This is a genomic window from Salmonella sp. WC3, assembly GCF_042932255.1.
GTDB lineage: Bacteria > Pseudomonadota > Gammaproteobacteria > Enterobacterales > Enterobacteriaceae > Salmonella > Salmonella enterica.
Window position 1 is genome coordinate 2867879 of the sequence record NZ_CP170629.1, and the last position, 14088, is coordinate 2881966.

Here is a 14088-nt window from a genome sequence, read left to right on the forward strand (position 1 = left end):
GCGGTAATGACTTACCGCTGCTGGAGTGTTTGTCCACACCGTTTCGGTTAAACAGCCTGTTCGATCTGTTCATCCAGCAGTTGTGGAATAATATCGGCAGCATCTCGGGAAAGTTTACGTCTTTTTACTGCGCGGGATGGCGGCTGGCATAAACTACACGCAAAGCTGCCTACGGGCTGATGCGCATGGGTAATAAAGTTCCCACCGCAGCAGTTACAGCTCGACAATTCAAGCAACCCACTTTCAACAAAACGCACCAGCGTCCATGCGCGAGTCAGCGCCAACAACGGCCCTTCAGGCGGTTGCGGACACTGCTCAAGATAAAGCCGATAAGCTTTAATCACCGCATCCACACCGCTGCATAAGCCGGTCTTCAGTAAAAATTGCCAGGCGTTGCAGAACATGGAGGCATGAATATTTTGCTCCCAGGTCATAAACCAGTCTGTCGAAAATGGCAGCATCCCTTTAGGCGGCGGGCTACCGCGTAATTCTTTGTACAGCCTGATGAGGCGACCACGGCTGAGCTGTGTTTCGCTTTCCAGCATTTGTAGACGAGCGCCAAGATTAATCAACTCCATCGCCAACTGTATATCGCGAGCTTCCTGAACAATGCTTTTTTCACTCATTATCATGCCCTTTTCTTACGCGCCGTATCGTCCACTTCATTGAGCAGACGCGTTGAAAGCATGATACCTGTGTGAATCTGCTGTAAGTCATCGACGCGCGAATCCTGAGTCAAACGGGTGATCGTCTGATGATCGTCAAACCGGAAATGACAAACTAACTGGTTCGTCTCCGCCAGTTTGACCATCTGCGGTAGGGTCAACGCGCCCAGTGTGTTTGCCATCTCTTCGTTGATACCGAGGCGGAACATCGCAGATGCTTTGTCCTGGACGATCAAACGCTGTGCAAGGAGTAAATATGACAAATTGATGTCATAAATGTGTTTTAGCAACTCGGATGTATGCATTGTTCCCATCCAGAATAACCAACTTTATTTTTGTGCGACGTAGCCGCACCCCGTGATGTCGCCGGGAAGGCCCGGTAAAAGAAGCAAAAAGGTCAAATGCATAGCAGCGCTCAGACATTGTGGACATTGTGACGTATAACGCAGCTTCCCACTGAGATTCGCCTTACACGTTTACATCAATTTTTACAAATGCCTAAGATTTTTCCTAATTCGACGCAACTCTACTCGTCAGCTTCGTGACATACAACGGAGCGGGACGGCGATTTTAGAAAATATGTGATGTAGATCACATAATTTAACGGAATACTTACGATAAAACCATCAGCATGGCTTTTACTTTGTTTAATTAATAACCTAATGTTCACTTTTTCTATTCCACACTGCTGAATAGGGGTACGTCAACACCAAATTCTTTTTTGTTTCTCTCTGTTAAAATAACGCCAGGATAATAGATAACAGGCTATTATTTCTATTTTAGAAACGATTTTATTTTACCTTTAGTAAACAGTGGCTTAAATATTAAACGTTATTAATTAATCTCGTCACAGCATACGCCCTCCGCTGTTAAAAATAAGCTCATTTGATTTAACTTTTAGCTTTCATTGTTCACCCGTTTAAATGAAGCATCCTGGTGGTGTGTAAAAAGTGTCTTATACCACGATTCTTTACATAAGAATAATTAATGATTAATTATGATATCCTTCACATTAATGTGGCATTAGCGCATTGCAGAAATGCGATAAACAGAGTAAAGCTAAAGCACAATCTCATATTCTTGCAATCAAGGAGCGAGTTATGAGCTACACCCATATTCTTGTCGCCGTTGCCGTCACCCCGGAAAGTCACCAGCTACTGGCTAAAGCGGTCTCTATCGCCCGCCCTGTCCAGGCGAAAGTAAGCCTGATTACTCTCGCTTCCGATCCTGAACTGTATAACCAGTTCGCCGCGCCCATGATGGAGGATTTACGCGCGGTTATGCATGAGGAAACCGAGAATTTTCTTAAGATGCTGGGGGAAAAGGCGGATTATCCGATTGAACAAACTTTCATCGCATCAGGTGAGTTAAGCCAGCATATTTTGGCTGTGTGCCGCAAACACCATGTTGATCTGGTCATTTGCGGCAACCATAACCATAGTTTCTTTTCGCGCGCATCCTGCTCGGCAAAAAGTGTCGTCAGCGCCAGCCAGGTAGATGTGTTGCTGGTGCCCTTAGCGGGCGACTAGTCGCCGCTCGCGATATTTCAGGCCAGCTTAGGGAACGTCGCCACGTTGTTCTGCTGCTGACGCTCAGGGCTACGCGGCGTGACCTCCTTTAGGTCATGAATAAAACGCTCCTGCCAGCGGTTAATGTCATTTTTAACGATCACGTCCAGCATCTCCGCATGACGCGAAATACGCTCGGCAAGGGGCATCGTTAGCGCACGATTGAGCGCCGCCGCCACGTCATCCCGATCGTAAGGATTGACGATTAACGCCGACGTCAGTTCATTCGCCGCGCCGGCAAACTGTGACAGTACCAGTACGCCAGGATTAGCGGGGTCCTGCGCGGCGACAAACTCTTTCGCCACCAGGTTCATCCCGTCACGCAACGGGGTGACGAGCCCGACGTCTGAATAACGGAATATCTTCATTAACAGTTTACGGTCGAAATGCTGATTCAGATAATAGAGCGGCGTCCAGCCCAATTGTCCATATTTCCCATTAATCCGGCCTGCTTCCGTCTCAAGCTGGTGGCGAATATCCTGATATGCCTGTACTTCGCCGCGTGACGTAGGCGCAATTTGGGTATAACGAATTTTTCCCCGATGCTGCGGGTAGTTTTCCAGTAGCGCTTCATACGCCAGAAAACGTTCCGGCAGCCCTTTCGAATAATCCAGCCGCTCAACGGAAAAAATATTCTTCACATTTTTCAGTTCCGCCTTGAGCTGCGCCAGTTTAGGCGGCAACGGCCCGGCAGCCTGCAGAGCAATCTCATCGGGCTCAATACCGATAGGATACACTTCTGTCTGGAAGTCTTTACCCCACGCGATATGCTGCTTGCCGCTGCGAGTCGTGACTCGCGTTTGACTCGAAAGGCTATCCAGAAAAGCCAGGCGATCATTTTCGGTCTGGAACCCCAGCAGATCAAAGTCACACAACTGCTCCAGCAGTTCATCATGCGGCGGTAAAGCGTTAAAAATCTCCGGGGTCGGGAATGGAATATGCAGGAAAAAACCAATTCGGTTGTTCACGCCGCGTTTACGCAGCTCGCTGGCGAACGGTAACAGGTGGTAGTCATGCACCCAAATGATGTCGTTCTCTTTAATGAGGGGCAATAACTTATCCGCTAATAACGCATTCACCCGCATATAGCCTTCCCATGCAGGACGCTGAAACTGTACCAGGTCCAGACGATAGTGGAACGCAGGCCAGAGAACCGCATTGGAAAATTGACAGTAATAATCTTCGTAATCTTGTTCACTCAGGTTAAACGATGCCCAGGTAATATTACCTTTTGTCACCTTTTTTAATGGCTCATCCTCGTTACCTGTCTCGCCACTCCAGCCGAACCACAACCCGCCAGCCGCTTTTAGCGCGCCAAGCACGCCAACGGCGAGGCCGCCGGCGCCGCCTTTATTATCCGGGGGGGCAATTCGATTAGATACTACGACTAAACGACTCATAGCCATCTCTCCTGTTATTCATTACTTGTTGTTCTTGTTGTGGATAATTGATTTGTTCCAGCCAGCGCCAGACATCGGGTACGCTTTCCAGCCGCCATGCCGCCTGGGTTGCCCCGACGCCCACTTTTACGGAAATTCCGCCAGCGTGATTCACCACGCCAAAGCCAGCCTCATCGGTCAAATCGTCGCCCACAAAAACGGGAATCCGTCCCGCAAAGGGCGCCTCCTGCATAAAGGCGGCAATCGCTTCGCCTTTATTGGTTCCCTTAGGTTTGATTTCCACAACACATTTACCAGGCTGCAACGCCAGTTGCGGCCAGTGCTGCGTAACGTGTTGCGCAAGCGCCAACAGCGCCGCTTCATGTTCCGGAGCCTGACGGTAGTGCAGCGCAAACGCCATCCCCTTCGTCTCCAGCTCCGTTCCGGGCAGCGCTACAAGCGTCGAACGTAATAACGCCTCCACCTCACGGACTACCGCTTCAGGAAGGCGCACGATATGGGTTTTACCATTGATGTCACGACGCTCTGCTCCGTGAACGCCAGCGAGCGGAAAGCGAAAAGGCTTCGCCAAAGCATCCAGCTCAGTCATTGAACGCCCTGAAATCAATGCCAGTGCCCCTGCGTTGTGCGCCGCGAGACGGTCTAACAACTGAAGGATTTTATGCGGTACCACTACCTGATCGGGATGAGGCTTTATCTCTGCCAATGTGCCATCAAGGTCAAAAAAATACGCATAGTTCGCAGTGAGTTCGGGGGATACGGTTAACGGTTCTGCCACCCTGGTCTCCTCCTTATCATCATATTGAGATTCACAAACGGTCTCATTAGTCATGTAAGTATAGACAGTGTGACGCTGCTCGCCATTTAGAAAGACCATCGCCAGCCGGGGTAGCGGTTGGCGATGACGTGAAGCTATACTGTTTAGTTGAGTGTTAATTCATCAAATCATACGCTTCGCTTTTTGCTTATAATGGTCGAAGATAACTGCTGCCAGAAGGATTCAGCCGCGAACCACGTACTGTGCAAAAGGTGAAATGTTGAGCAGGTTCATCGCGTTCTCCACCGTTCCTGATATCAGTACGCTCGCCACCACATATGAGATTTTTCCGAGGCCGCCTCTCAGGAAAACGCCCCCTAATACGCACGCAGAAATAACGATTAACTCATAACCCAGGGAAGTCATTGACCTGCTTTAGCGTTTTTTATGTAGGGTAAAATCAAACGATTTTTGTTAGAGAAGACGTAAAACGGTGCACTGTCTTTCATTCATTAGATAAATGCTGATGGCGGGAATAGTTTTAGCGGAAAATGACATAACCCAGAGCGAATTCATCAGCCAAAAGGCAGGAAAGCCAGCCCATTAATCCATAACATCAGCCAGCTAATCCTTATGGCCCTGGGTGAATAACGATTACCAGGGATAATAGATATGTTCAGCCTGTTCGCGAACCGGCGCATCGTCTCCCAGCAGTCTGGCGGAAAGGGTTAGCGCGAAATCAAAGACATGACCCAAGCCTTTGCCGCTAATTAAATTACCATCTTCAACAACGGGCGCATCCACATAGACACCTTCCGGAACCGCTTTCCACAGGTCGCCGGAACAGACATAACGACGCCCCTTCAGCAATCCGTGAGCACCCAGCACCCTTGCCGCCGCGGAACAGATAGGACAAATAAATTTGCCTGCCGCATCATGACGCGCAACGAAAGCGATCACCGCCGGATTAGCCGCCAGATTAGCGCTCCCCTGCGGACCGCCCGGCAGCACTACCGCATCAAAAAGCGCCTGCTGGCGTTCACTCAGCGTGCTGTCCGCAACCATAGGAATATCATGGTAACTCACCACCGCCCGTGATTCAGCACACGCCAGCGTTTCGACGTCGATATGCAAACGTCGCAGAATATCAAGAGTAACAATGGCCTCTGCTTCTTCAAATCCTGGCGCCAACAGCACCGCGACCTTTTTCATTGACTGCTCCTTGTTAACGAGTCACCCATCAAAACTGCGCTTAACCGAATAACGTGCTCGTATGATTAATGACATTAAAAATGATCTACCGCAAAATCGGCTAGTTTATAAAAACAGGCATATTTGCTCTCAACCGTTTATGCGTGTGATATCCAGACTGACTAATGTTTATTTTATTGAAATTAACATACTTGAAAGGCTTAACCCATGATCTGAAATAATGTTTCATAAATTACAAATCTATATAATATCATTTAACTTTCAAATGGTTGCAACTGCTCCTCATCCAAAATCATTACACCTGAAAAAATCACACCGCTGAAAATGTAAAAAAAGATAAACAATTGCATTTAAGGATTTTCTTATTTTTATTGACGCGCTATTCTCATTACCGATCGATAAACAGGAAATGAGATCGCATAAGGGACTGGCGGAACGGAGTTCTTCTGCTAAGAGTATTTATTGTGCATAGAGGTAAGAATGTGACAACGGCCCGTTGCATTCTCGTCTGTCATGCACATCAACACTTTCTGGAAATAAGGATATTGTTATGGCAGCTGTAGGAATGGTTCAAAAGCTCAACACGCCAATGAACCTTGAGTTTTACGCATCAAATCTTTACCTCCATCTAAGCGAATGGTGTTCTGAACACAGTTTAACAGGCACCGCCACCTTTCTTCGTACCCAGGCGCAAGGCAACGTGACGCAAATGATGCGCATGTTTAATTTTATGAAAAACGCCGGCGCCACCCCTATCGTTAAAGCCATTGACGTTCCGGGTGAAGAGCTCTGCTCTCTGGAAGAATTGTTCCAGAAAACCCTGGAGGATTATCAGCAACGCGCCAGCACGCTGTCGCGTCTGGCAGATGAAGCGAAAGCGCTGAATGATGCCTCAACGCTTGATTTTCTCCATACCCTGGAAAAAGAGCAGCAGCAGGATGGCGTACTTTTACAAACTATTCTCGAAGAAGTTCGCAGCGCTAAACGAGCAGGGCTATGCCTGGCGCAAACCGATCAGCATCTCCTTAACGTCGTGACCTATCAGCATCACTGATAGCGGCACCCCGAGCGACAATATTGAGACGTTATTAGCCGGATAGCAACGCGAAGCAGCTTATCCGGCCTACACCGTTTCTGATCTGTTTGCCAGAGGTGGTGCCTGTCGCTACTGGCGTATTATCGGCACATCATGCCAGCCGACAGGCGCGAAACGCCTCTGTCTTGTCTGGGCATTACCCCAGCATCTCACGTACAAACGCTTCTATTTCTTTATTCTGGCCGTTTTCAAACAAACATTGCTGGAAACGCGGCCCTGAAACCGCCGTTTTAACCAGTTCAGGATCGATAGCCCGTAGTGTATCCAGATAATTCTCTTTGACGACCGCGGCCTTAACCTGATTCAAAATGCCCGCATTGCGTACCTGCGGCGCTTTGCGCTCAGGCGGATACCCCTCGCCTTTACGCCCGGTAAACGCTTTTTCAAAGATGAAACGCACGTTCAGCTCAGCGCCCCAGCCAAAGCCTTTCGCAAATGGCAGGGACAACGCATTGCCGTTGTTGATCTGCGCAAACAGAAAAGCATCTGCCGGATCGATGCAATAGCCACAAATGACACCTGGATGAATATTTAACGACATCAGCGCGCCCTGACCGGTGCCACAGCCAGTAACCACAAAATCAACCGCGTTTGCATTAAGCAGAATACTCGCCATGATGCCTAAATGAATGTACGTCAGGTGATGGTCATTTTCGTCGCACATGCCAACGTTAAAAACGGGAAATCCCTTTTCATTGGCGACGGCGCTAAGTTCGTTATAAATGATGGCATTTTTGCTGGCCTGGCTATTTTCCATCATCAGTGCAATTTTCATCGTGTTCCTCCTGAATGCAGACGGTCGCGCCTGCGTAAATCATGACGTTTTGCCCACATTACACATTTGCGAACACACATTCAAATTTAATGAAACCAAGTTTCATTAAATAAAAAGACGCTCACACATTTTCTGTTCCCGCTGTAAATCTCCTGCCGTTACCTTTAATCAAGGCGAATCCGTAAGTTATTCCAGCCATTGACGGTGCAAGACACGAGGTAGCATGGTCTGATACCGAATTGTCGGAGCGATTTTATGAAGCCTCTTATTTTTACTCTTTCACTGCTAGCCCTGACGGGATGCACCATTACTCGACAAGCGCAGGTCAGCGAAGCCAGCCCGATAAGCGGCATCGTGCGCCTGACGTATAACCAGCCGCTATTTTTTACTTCACGGACAGATGACTATGTATCTCACGGGACCGCAACACGCGAATGCCAGCAGATGGGCTATGCCGATGCCGTTTCGTTTGGTCAGCCGGTAGGAACCTGTAGCATTTATGCGGGCTCGTTGTGTCTGAACACCCGATTTACCCTCTCCTGGCAGTGCCGGGGCGTTGCCGTCCCGCAAATCATGCCGCTTTATTATTAAGGCGGCTGGCTTAACGCCGACACCATCTACAATGGAGGAGAGTGCAGGGTCGCTATTGCCAGCATGAAGGTGCTGGCTTTCCTTTATTTTTATACGCTATACACTGGCGTTAATGCGTTTTATTCCCATTCGTATTTTTAATAATTAAATTTAATATTTTACCTTTTGCAAATAATAAAATAACAAATTATAGTGGCGCCACATTACCGTATATCTTTTGCTATTTGTGGAGCGGAACCATGCTGAAAACAGAAATGATCGACAAACTGAATGAGCAAATGAATCTGGAGTTGTACTCCTCCCTGCTCTATCAACAAATGAGCGCGTGGTGTAGCTATCACAGTTTTGAAGGCGCGGCCGCATTTCTTCGTCGCCATGCGCAAGAAGAGATGACGCATATGCAGCGCCTGTTTGACTACCTTACCGATACCGGAAGCCTGCCGCGCATTCATACCGTTTCTTCGCCCTTCGCTGAGTACGCCTCGCTGGATGAGCTGTTCCGCGCGACCTATGAGCATGAGCAGCTTATTACGCAAAAAATTAATGAACTGGCTCATGCCGCAATGACCAGCCAGGATTATCCGACATTTAATTTCTTGCAGTGGTATGTGGCAGAACAGCATGAAGAAGAAAAATTATTCAAATCTATTATTGATAAATTAACGCTGGCGGGAAAAAGCGGCGAAGGGCTTTATTTCATTGATAAAGAACTCTCCACCCTGGATACGCAAAATTAATCCAACACGTCCTTACACGGTGAGACGCGCTCTCACCGTGGCGTATTAATGGCGGCAGATTTTACTCTCATGCGTTGAAAAACCGTCCTCCACCGCAATAAACTTTCCTTTCGCCGCCAGAAACGCGACCAGTTCCGCCGCCGTCATATCTGATGCTGAACAAGTGTGAAATCGTGCCCGCTCGCCAAAGCGCGCTTTTATTGCCGCCTCCAGCAAGGTATGCGTGTACTGCTCGCCAGACTCAATCATCATGTTGAGCACTTCGTGACCATGAATGGAATCCATAACCCCTCCTGAATAAAACTCGTAGCCTAATGTGTCCGTGTACAAGCGACTTTGCGCTAGCGCAGGTTTACGGCGGTTGTCCGCGTCTCCTTCCATATTCGCTTTTATGCCCGGAACTGTAAATTTTACAGTACACCCATTGTAACGACCATTTGACGAAAATAGCGTAATGCCTTACCCTGCGCCGCGGATATCACCGTTCTTTGTTACCGGGGTAGTAGAAAGCGTGAAAAACAGAACTCTGGGCAGTATTTTTATCGTGGCAGGCACCACTATCGGCGCCGGGATGCTGGCAATGCCGCTGGCAGCGGCTGGCGTTGGTTTCAGCGTCACGCTGGGATTGTTGATTGGTCTGTGGGCGCTGATGTGTTATACCGCGCTACTATTACTGGAAGTATATCAACACGTTCCGGCGGATACTGGGCTGGGCTCGTTGGCAAAACGCTATCTTGGACGTTACGGACAGTGGCTTGCGGGATTCAGCATGATGTTCTTAATGTATGCGCTCACCGCCGCCTACATTTCCGGAGCCGGAGAATTACTGGCATCCAGTATTAATAACTGGCTTGGCGCCACGCTCTCGCCCGCTGCCGGGGTGCTGCTGTTCACCTTTGTTGCCGGTGGGGTGGTGTGCGTGGGAACCTCGCTGGTCGACCTTTTTAACCGCTTCCTGTTTAGCGCGAAGATCATTTTTCTGGTCATCATGCTTGCGTTGCTCACGCCACATATTCATAAAGTAAATCTTCTTACGCTTCCTTTACAGCAGGGGCTGGCGTTATCCGCCATACCGGTCATTTTCACCTCGTTTGGTTTTCACGGAAGCGTACCGAGTATTGTGAGTTATATGAACGGCAACATTCGCCGGCTGCGTTGGGTCTTTATGACGGGTAGCGCCATTCCGCTAGTGGCCTATATTTTTTGGCAGCTCGCCACGCTGGGAAGTATCGACTCGCCGACATTCAGAGGGCTACTGGCCAGCCATGCCGGGTTAAATGGCCTGCTGCAGGCTCTCAGAGAAGTGGTCGCTTCGCCACATATCGAACTGGCGGTCCACCTGTTCGCCGATCTGGCGCTGGCGACCTCTTTTCTAGGCGTAGCGCTAGGATTATTTGATTACCTGGCCGATCTCTTCCAGCGCCGCAGTACGGTGTCCGGACGTCTGCAAACCGGGCTGATTACCTTTCTGCCGCCGCTGGCGTTTGCGCTTTTCTACCCACGCGGATTTGTGATGGCATTAGGCTATGCCGGCGTAGCGCTGGCAGTGCTGGCACTGCTCATCCCAGCCATGCTGGTCTGGCAATGCCGTAAACAGAGCCCTCAGGCGGGATATCGTGTGGCAGGCGGCACGCCAGCGCTGGCGCTGGTGTTTATCTGCGGCATTGTCGTGATTGGCGTCCAGTTTTCGATCGCACTGGGGTTTCTGCCCGATCCAGGTTAATGCCAGGCAAAGATTACCGGGCCCGGACGCCGTCCAGGCTCGATAATCGTCACGCTATGACCGTTTACGAACCATTAATGCAGGCAGCACTGCTTAAATTTTTTGCCGCTCCCGCATGGACAAGGATCGTTACGCCCCACTTTCACCTCTGCTTTTATCGGCATCTGTAGCGGCGTCGTGTGCGGATGCGCCATCCACCAGGCATGCAGCTCAAGCGCCGCGATACGGATAGCGTCAACGCTTTTATCGAACGCTTCCGGGCTCATTTTATCCAACAGCGCAAAGTTTTCTTCCGTGCCGTGTAAGGCAATCGCTTCCAGCGCCGGTTTTAGCGTATCCGGCAAGTCAGACCAGTCGGACAGCGACACTCCGCGCATGTAACCAAAGCACCATTCTTCAACAATCGTTAATTCATGGCCATCAACTTCTCGCAGGCCAAACAGCGGCTCGAACTGTTCTGGATAGTCTTCAAGCCGGGCGGCTGTGTCCGCCATGTGCTGGAACACCAGATCCATAAATCGCGTCATTTCTTTTTCAGATGTCCAGCGCGGGACGTACGCGGGTCCCCCCCATATCGCGACCAGCCACTGTTCCGGCTCGATGGGACGCGGAGAGCTTAGTACCGCAGTAATCAGACCGTCCAGCTCCGCGACATCCAAAATAGCCTGATCGGTATTGTATTTCGTCAGCACATCATCCAGCCATTCCAGCTCGTTCTCGTTTAATGGTTCCATTTTCATAACGCTTTTCCTCAGTGATGACTTCCGCCTGTAGGCCTCTTACATTGCAGCGGATAAAAATAATTTTTTTGCAGGCAGTTGGATGGCAACCATCAGGGGCCAGATTAACACGAAATGAGGAGGATTCCGGAAGTTAACGCAACAAAAGGAGGATCAGGGCGCAGATTTTCCGCCAGGAAGCGCTCGCCCCACACAAAAGCGAGAGATGGGTTTCTCGCTATATTATACTCATGCTAACTTATACCACCGCCGCGGACAGATAAAACCGCCCTCTCAAATAGAGCTTATTTTCAGTAAAAAAGTGTTTAATGAGTTCGTCTACCGCTTCTCTGTCAGCAGAAAAGGTTATTTCCATAAACAGCGTATCGTACCCTATTTTGATATTTTTTTTCTTACAGTAAACACGGATCTCATCCTGCACACTCAGCAACGGCAGGCTAAATGTGTATAGCGGTTGCGGTTCTTTTTTCGCCGCTTTCTCAAAAACTTTAGTGACCAGATCCCCAAGATCGCGCTCTGACCGGGCACCGTTATTAAAATGCAATAAATTACGTCTTTTTACCACCCAGCCTCCAGCCAGATACCGCCAACAATAACTCTCACTTCAATGTGTGAGGCACATAATCACATCCAGAATCAGCTCCAGATAGTATTTCAAATAAACAGCCCGCACTATAGCGCATACTTTTTTCAGACACAGTTTACAGGGATACTCTCTTTATATCCACGCGCACGGTTGCCTTAATCATGTCTTCCGCGATAACACAGTTTGTCAACCTATTCTATATAACCAAGCTTAAACAGAACCTTACCAGCCAGTGATATCAGCTCAGGATTTTCAGGATAAAAACGCAGTAACGGCAAAAATACCGCCTCACCGATAATGCTCCGGCTATTAGCATGGTTTGGGCGCAATCCCCAGATATTCTGATAAGTCATCGGCACGACCTGCCCATTCATGGTTGTGTTACCGATATACAGCATAATATGCCCTGGAATATAGACCAGCGTAGTAAACGCTTTTCCGTATCTGGTGAGATAATCGATCCGCATTTGGGGATTTTTATGACTAAGATCGACCACCCGTCCAGCAGCCTCTACCTGCGCGGATGAATGTCTGGGCAGGAATATGCCAAACGGCATTAACAGGCTGCGGACTTCGGCTGAACAATCATTATAAAAGTTAAAATTTCCCCAACCGTAGGGGGCGCCGTGCATTGCTTTCATTAGCACGGCGATATTTTCCGGCGTCATTTTCCACGGCATAGCCGTAAACTCGTTACCGCTTAGCCAGACCCAATGGATAAACGCGCGACCGTTGCTGCCGCGAACTGGCGCCGCAATCAGGAACTGGCCCGCCCGTTGATGTCGGAACGGTAAAATAGTGCCCGGTCGCCCGGTGAAATAATAGACGCCTGCGACATGGACAGAAACCGGCGCGTTGATAAATGCCCCCAGTTGCTTATGAGCAAGCAAAACCCACTGTGTTATAAATTTCTGATCCGTACTGGCAATATCTTCACTATGAACCCAGCCAGTTACCGCTGGTGAAACGACATATTGCCAGCGTTGGTCTTTGCTCTTCGTCAGCGTATAGACCGGCGTACCGGGACGCAGCGAAGACATTTGTAAATTATCAAACGGGTACCCCTCGCCCGCCTGACGGGGATCGTTAAAGAGCGGGTCGTCCGTTGGCAGCGCTCTGACTAAACTTTCTCTGACCATAATACCTCGCCGGGAGGCATGATAGATATTGTCAATCTGCGTATCCGTATTCCCTCTAACCTCCTCTTTCCAGCGAGAGGTATAAAGTCTGAAGTTTTCCCCCCAATAAGCACTGCCGTCGCTAAGAAACTGCTTAATACTGGCATCCCGCGCCTGTGCTGCGTTTTTTTTCAGCAATGCGGTAATATAAAAACCATTCCACGGCGAGTGCGCTTCACTGTCCATTCCGAAATAATGAGATTTTAGTGCGTTAAAGTAGCGTTGTTGGGTAGCATTATCAATAACCGGAATAGTGTAATCAGCCGAGTCCGGAGGTATCCATTTATCAACCGACTGTGAATAATCCGCTAACGGAAAGCGTGTTTTTGTCGGGTCAATATAGCTCCCTGTGAGAATTTCATCTTTGGCTGTTGATCGGTAGGTCGTCTGGTGGCAAGCGGTGAGGCACAATGGTATCAATAAAACGACCCAGGTTTTCTTTTGCATCATCATCTCCGTAAAGCGGGGAAAGCATAATATAGAGACTGACCAAAACCGCCATTCACGAAAACCTGAAATTATCTGTAGTTGACCTGTTATTAAGACAATATTGCAAAACGTGATTAAAGCATGATGCGGATCACATTACCTTATGATGAATATTAGTTCGCTATCTACCTTTAATTAAACTGTGCAGAAAACACCCTGAACAGTTATATACTCGTTTAATTTGCATAAATACTCCACTGACCCGCCCCTGTTTTTTTCAGACAATACATACTGTAGCGCGTCAGTTCTACTTTTTTATATACTCTGCAAAGTCGTTTTCATCGACGTAGCCAATAAAATTACGCGCATCACATGTCGAAGAGGAAAGCTCTCCTGGAAAAGAGTAGGTTACGATTGCACTCTCAGGCTCATACAAAATAAAAAAAAGTAGCAAAGCGCAACCTACAATCCCAATATTAATGAAGCTAATAAATAATTTTGCATTATCGGTATATTTCACTGGCAGACCTACTCTCTTTAATAAAGCAGGCATAAAACATATCAGCATTTTTTATAGAGATTAATGGATTTTATCGGCTGATTTACCCGACGTTTAGTAATTACCAGGCAT

At 48.6% G+C, this 14088-nt stretch carries 16 protein-coding genes and 2 pseudogenes; 6 read left to right on the forward strand and 12 right to left on the reverse strand.

Going from position 1 to position 14088, the window contains the following annotated elements; all coding sequences use genetic code 11:
• Positions 1-47: 47 nt before the first annotated feature.
• Positions 48-632: a flagellar transcriptional regulator FlhC gene (flhC, locus tag ACFK9X_RS13950; protein WP_000605987.1), complete on the reverse strand. Its 585-nt coding sequence runs from the start codon at positions 630-632 to the stop codon at positions 48-50.
• Positions 629-970, reverse strand: a complete 342-nt coding sequence (gene flhD / locus ACFK9X_RS13955; protein WP_001518146.1) for a flagellar transcriptional regulator FlhD — start codon at positions 968-970, stop codon at positions 629-631. The genes flhC and flhD overlap by 4 nt, the downstream gene beginning before the upstream one ends.
• 682 nt (positions 971-1652) lie before the next feature.
• Between flhD and ACFK9X_RS13960 the strand changes: the two genes are divergently transcribed.
• Positions 1653-1769 (forward strand): hypothetical protein, encoded by a 117-nt coding sequence (locus ACFK9X_RS13960; protein ID WP_151116774.1) that lies wholly within the window; start codon positions 1653-1655, stop codon positions 1767-1769.
• Positions 1766-2194: a universal stress protein UspC gene (gene uspC, locus ACFK9X_RS13965; RefSeq protein ID WP_000122606.1), complete on the forward strand. Its 429-nt coding sequence runs from the start codon at positions 1766-1768 to the stop codon at positions 2192-2194. The genes ACFK9X_RS13960 and uspC overlap by 4 nt, the downstream gene beginning before the upstream one ends.
• Before the next feature lie 17 nt (positions 2195-2211).
• On the opposite strand, the gene otsA is transcribed toward uspC, so the two are convergent.
• From otsA to ACFK9X_RS13985, 4 genes and pseudogenes are all read right to left on the reverse strand, one after another.
• Positions 2212-3633 (reverse strand): alpha,alpha-trehalose-phosphate synthase, encoded by a 1422-nt coding sequence (gene otsA / locus ACFK9X_RS13970; protein ID WP_000089042.1) that lies wholly within the window; start codon positions 3631-3633, stop codon positions 2212-2214.
• Entirely contained in the window at positions 3608-4411 is an 804-nt protein-coding gene (gene otsB / locus ACFK9X_RS13975; RefSeq protein WP_000840114.1) for a trehalose-phosphatase, read from the reverse strand. The genes otsA and otsB overlap by 26 nt, the downstream gene beginning before the upstream one ends.
• A 222-nt stretch (positions 4412-4633) precedes the next feature.
• Positions 4634-4816 (reverse strand): annotated as a pseudogene (araH, locus tag ACFK9X_RS13980) (L-arabinose ABC transporter permease AraH); the annotation flags it as partial.
• 228 nt (positions 4817-5044) lie between these two features.
• Entirely contained in the window at positions 5045-5602 is a 558-nt protein-coding gene (locus ACFK9X_RS13985; RefSeq protein ID WP_000754796.1) for a DJ-1/PfpI family protein, read from the reverse strand.
• A 550-nt stretch (positions 5603-6152) separates the two neighbouring features.
• Here ACFK9X_RS13985 and ACFK9X_RS13990 point away from each other — a divergent pair.
• On the forward strand, positions 6153-6656 hold the full coding sequence (locus ACFK9X_RS13990; protein ID WP_000741707.1) for a non-heme ferritin-like protein: 504 nt from the start codon (positions 6153-6155) through the stop codon (positions 6654-6656).
• A 178-nt stretch (positions 6657-6834) separates the two neighbouring features.
• Here ACFK9X_RS13990 and ACFK9X_RS13995 read toward each other — a convergent pair whose 3' ends face one another.
• Complete coding sequence (locus tag ACFK9X_RS13995; RefSeq protein WP_000684804.1) at positions 6835-7473, reverse strand: RpiB/LacA/LacB family sugar-phosphate isomerase; 639 nt, start codon at positions 7471-7473, stop codon at positions 6835-6837.
• Positions 7474-7728: 255 nt separating this feature from the next.
• Between ACFK9X_RS13995 and ACFK9X_RS14000 the strand changes: the two genes are divergently transcribed.
• A complete protein-coding gene (locus ACFK9X_RS14000; RefSeq protein ID WP_000803229.1) occupies positions 7729-8064 on the forward strand; it encodes a YecR-like lipofamily protein in 336 nt (111 codons plus the stop codon).
• A 239-nt stretch (positions 8065-8303) separates the two neighbouring features.
• The gene (gene ftnA, locus ACFK9X_RS14005; RefSeq protein ID WP_000920611.1) at positions 8304-8801 is read left to right on the forward strand and encodes a non-heme ferritin; all 498 of its coding nucleotides are present in this window, start codon (positions 8304-8306) and stop codon (positions 8799-8801) included.
• Positions 8802-8846: 45 nt separating this feature from the next.
• On the opposite strand, the gene ACFK9X_RS14010 is transcribed toward ftnA, so the two are convergent.
• Positions 8847-9086: a YecH family metal-binding protein gene (locus tag ACFK9X_RS14010; protein ID WP_079947201.1), complete on the reverse strand. Its 240-nt coding sequence runs from the start codon at positions 9084-9086 to the stop codon at positions 8847-8849.
• A 226-nt stretch (positions 9087-9312) separates the two neighbouring features.
• Here ACFK9X_RS14010 and tyrP point away from each other — a divergent pair, with 226 nt between their 5' ends.
• Entirely contained in the window at positions 9313-10524 is a 1212-nt protein-coding gene (gene tyrP / locus ACFK9X_RS14015; protein ID WP_151116775.1) for a tyrosine transporter TyrP, read from the forward strand.
• Positions 10525-10598: 74 nt separating this feature from the next.
• Here the strand turns inward: tyrP and ACFK9X_RS14020 are convergent, their stop codons facing one another.
• The 4 genes and pseudogenes from ACFK9X_RS14020 to ACFK9X_RS14035 form a co-directional block, all read right to left on the reverse strand.
• Positions 10599-11264: a YecA family protein gene (locus ACFK9X_RS14020; RefSeq protein WP_000781521.1), complete on the reverse strand. Its 666-nt coding sequence runs from the start codon at positions 11262-11264 to the stop codon at positions 10599-10601.
• 238 nt (positions 11265-11502) lie between these two features.
• Positions 11503-11829 carry a glucose-6-phosphate dehydrogenase gene (locus ACFK9X_RS14025; protein ID WP_000240837.1) on the reverse strand — a complete coding sequence of 109 codons (327 nt, stop codon included), beginning with the start codon at positions 11827-11829 and terminating at the stop codon, positions 11503-11505.
• A 212-nt stretch (positions 11830-12041) separates the two neighbouring features.
• The gene (locus ACFK9X_RS14030) at positions 12042-13481 is read right to left on the reverse strand and encodes an SH3 domain-containing C40 family peptidase (protein ID WP_151116777.1); all 1440 of its coding nucleotides are present in this window, start codon (positions 13479-13481) and stop codon (positions 12042-12044) included.
• 212 nt (positions 13482-13693) lie between these two features.
• A pseudogene (locus ACFK9X_RS14035) lies at positions 13694-14025 on the reverse strand (hypothetical protein).
• Positions 14026-14088: the final 63 nt, after the last annotated feature.

Excerpts from the sequence above, each read along its gene's own strand:
- ACFK9X_RS14020 (WP_000781521.1), bottom strand. The coding sequence starts at position 11,264 with ATGAAAATGGAACCATTAAACGAGAACGAGCTGGAATGGCTGGATGAT.
- otsA (WP_000089042.1), bottom strand. The coding sequence starts at position 3,633 with ATGAGTCGTTTAGTCGTAGTATCTAATCGAATTGCCCCCCCGGATAAT.
- ACFK9X_RS13985 (WP_000754796.1), bottom strand. The coding sequence starts at position 5,602 with ATGAAAAAGGTCGCGGTGCTGTTGGCGCCAGGATTTGAAGAAGCAGAG.
- ACFK9X_RS14030 (WP_151116777.1), bottom strand. The coding sequence starts at position 13,481 with ATGATGATGCAAAAGAAAACCTGGGTCGTTTTATTGATACCATTGTGC.
- ACFK9X_RS13990 (WP_000741707.1), top strand. The coding sequence starts at position 6,153 with ATGGCAGCTGTAGGAATGGTTCAAAAGCTCAACACGCCAATGAACCTT.
- uspC (WP_000122606.1), top strand. The coding sequence starts at position 1,766 with ATGAGCTACACCCATATTCTTGTCGCCGTTGCCGTCACCCCGGAAAGT.
- ACFK9X_RS13960 (WP_151116774.1), top strand. The coding sequence starts at position 1,653 with ATGATTAATTATGATATCCTTCACATTAATGTGGCATTAGCGCATTGC.
- ftnA (WP_000920611.1), top strand. The coding sequence starts at position 8,304 with ATGCTGAAAACAGAAATGATCGACAAACTGAATGAGCAAATGAATCTG.
- ACFK9X_RS13995 (WP_000684804.1), bottom strand. The coding sequence starts at position 7,473 with ATGAAAATTGCACTGATGATGGAAAATAGCCAGGCCAGCAAAAATGCC.
- flhC (WP_000605987.1), bottom strand. The coding sequence starts at position 632 with ATGATAATGAGTGAAAAAAGCATTGTTCAGGAAGCTCGCGATATACAG.
- ACFK9X_RS14010 (WP_079947201.1), bottom strand. The coding sequence starts at position 9,086 with ATGGATTCCATTCATGGTCACGAAGTGCTCAACATGATGATTGAGTCT.
- ACFK9X_RS14000 (WP_000803229.1), top strand. The coding sequence starts at position 7,729 with ATGAAGCCTCTTATTTTTACTCTTTCACTGCTAGCCCTGACGGGATGC.
- flhD (WP_001518146.1), bottom strand. The coding sequence starts at position 970 with ATGCATACATCCGAGTTGCTAAAACACATTTATGACATCAATTTGTCA.